Source organism: Pseudonocardia pini, assembly GCF_013870575.1.
In the GTDB taxonomy this organism is placed as follows: Bacteria; Actinomycetota; Actinomycetes; order Mycobacteriales; family Pseudonocardiaceae; genus Pseudonocardia; species Pseudonocardia pini.
Genome location: NZ_JACBXB010000834.1, coordinates 1 through 2,299 on the forward strand (window position 1 = coordinate 1; position 2,299 = coordinate 2,299).

At 73.8% G+C, this 2,299-nt stretch carries 2 protein-coding genes; both read left to right on the top strand.

Annotated features, from left to right (window positions below):
* Positions 1-408 precede the first annotated feature (408 nt).
* On the top strand, positions 409-1,125 hold the full coding sequence (locus tag H5J29_RS29650; protein WP_181784271.1) for an iron-dependent transcriptional repressor DtxR: 717 nt from the start codon (positions 409-411) through the stop codon (positions 1,123-1,125).
* A gap of 99 nt (positions 1,126-1,224) precedes the next feature.
* The gene (gene galE, locus H5J29_RS29655) at positions 1,225-2,184 is read left to right on the top strand and encodes a UDP-glucose 4-epimerase GalE (RefSeq protein ID WP_181784272.1); all 960 of its coding nucleotides are present in this window, start codon (positions 1,225-1,227) and stop codon (positions 2,182-2,184) included.
* The last annotated feature ends 115 nt before the right edge of the window (positions 2,185-2,299 follow it).

The window sequence follows — 2,299 nt, forward strand, 5'->3', positions numbered from 1 at the left end:
GGCCGGGGCCACGACCGGGGTGGTCCAGGTGGTGGGGTCCGCCCCCGGGTCGGGGCCGCTCGAGCTGCTACTCGGATGTGACACGCCGACCATCCTGCACGGTCTACCCTGTGCCGTAGGCACGAGACGGGTCGGGGCGGCGGACGTCACGCCCTCCCAGGGCCTCCCGAGCGGACACCACCCCCACCGGACGGTGACCCCTGTGGCGACCGCCGCGGGGCCCTGCGATCCACGGCCCGACGGATCCCCCTTCGGGCATGCGGCGACACCGGCCGCGAGACCCGCACACCCACCCGCACCGACATCCGTACCGACACTCACGACCAGACGCGGGCCGTCACCGGCCGCGGCGCCGACGCCCTGCCGAACAGCGCCGGTAGACTGGTCAGACGAACGAAGGGGCCGGCCGTGAACGATCTCATCGACACCACCGAGATGTACCTCCGGACCATCTACGAGCTGGAGGAGGAGGGCGTCGTCCCGCTGCGCGCGCGGATCGCCGAGCGCCTGGGGCAGAGCGGTCCGACCGTGAGCCAGACCGTGGCGCGGATGGAGCGGGACGGCCTCGTGGTCGTCGCAGGCGACCGGCACCTGGAGCTGACCGACGACGGGCGCTCCCGCGCCGTGGCCGTGATGCGCAAGCACCGGCTCGCCGAGCGCCTGCTGATCGACGTCATCGGCCTCGAGTGGGAGCTGGTGCACGCCGAGGCCTGCCGCTGGGAGCACGTGATGAGCGACGCGGTGGAGCGCAAGCTCGTCGCCCTGCTCGACGACCCCCGCGTGTCGCCCTACGGCAACCCGATCCCCGGGCTGGACGAGCTGCGGGCGACCGCGGACACCCCGGCCCGCGCCTCGGCGCCGCCGACCCTCGAGGTGGGCCTGCAGCGGCTCGACGAGTTCGCCCGCCGCGGCGGTGGCCGGGTCGAGGTGCGTCGGATCGCCGAGCACATCCAGGTGGACGCGGACCTCATGGGCGAGCTGAAGCTGGCGGGCATCGTCCCGGGCCGAGACGTCGAGGTCGGGGCCATCCCGCGCTTCGGCGACGCGGTGCCGGTGACCGCGGACGGCGAGACCGCCACGGTCGCGCCGCTGATCGCCCACGCGGTCCTCGTCCGGGCGGTCTGACCGCCCGCCGACCCACGGGGTCCCCCACCCGGACGCGGACCGGAGCGCCCGTCGTGAGACGGTTCCCGCTCCGAGAGCGACGGAGAAGCGGAGGACCTCGTGAAGCTGCTCGTCACCGGTGGCGCAGGCTACGTCGGAAGCGTCAACGCGGCGCATCTGGTGGAGGCCGGGCACGAGGTCGTGGTGCTCGACGACCTCTCGACCGGGCACGCGGACGCCGTCCCCGAAGGCGCCCGGTTCGTGGAGGGCGAGCTGTCCGAGGCCGCAGGCCCGCTGCTGGCCGAGGGTTTCGACGGGGTGCTGCACTTCGCGGCGAAGTCCCTGGTGGGCGAGTCCGTGGCGAAGCCGGAGCTGTACTGGGACGGCAACGTCGTGGCGACCTTCCGGCTGCTCGAGGCCATCCGTGAGCACGGCACCCCGCGGCTGGTGTTCTCCTCGACGGCCGCGACCTACGGCGAGCCCGAGCAGGTCCCGATCCGCGAGGACTCCCCGACACGGCCGACCAACCCGTACGGCGCGAGCAAGCTCGCGATCGACACGATGATCACCTCGTACGCGAACGCCCACGGGCTCGCCGCGGTGAGCCTGCGGTACTTCAACGTGGCGGGCGCACACGGCCGGTACGGCGAGCGGCACGCGGTCGAGACCCACCTCATCCCGATCGTGCTGCAGGTCGCCTCGGGGGCCCGCGAGTCCGTGGCCATGTACGGCGACGACTGGCCCACCCCGGACGGCACCTGCGTGCGGGACTACATCCACGTGGACGACCTGGCCGAGGCGCACCAGCTGGCGCTGCAGAAGGCGCAGCCCGGCACGCACTCCATCTACAACCTGGGCAGCGGCACCGGCTACTCGGTCCTGCAGGTCGTGGAGACCTGCCGCTCGGTGACCGGTCACCCGATCCCCGCGAACGTGGCCCCCCGGCGGGCGGGCGATCCCGCCGTGCTGATCGCCTCGGGCGAGCGGGCGGCGAGCGAGCTGGGTTGGAAGCCCTCCCGCAGCCTGGAGACCATGGTCGGGGACGCCTGGACCTTCACCCGGGAGCGCTCGGGCAGCTGACCCGCGGGTCACAGCGCGCCCTCCAGCCAGGTCCGGATCTCCACGGGCCCCCAGCCCGCCGAGAGCGCGGTCCGCAGGTCCAGGGTGAGCCGGTGCCGGGGCCGGACCTGCTCGG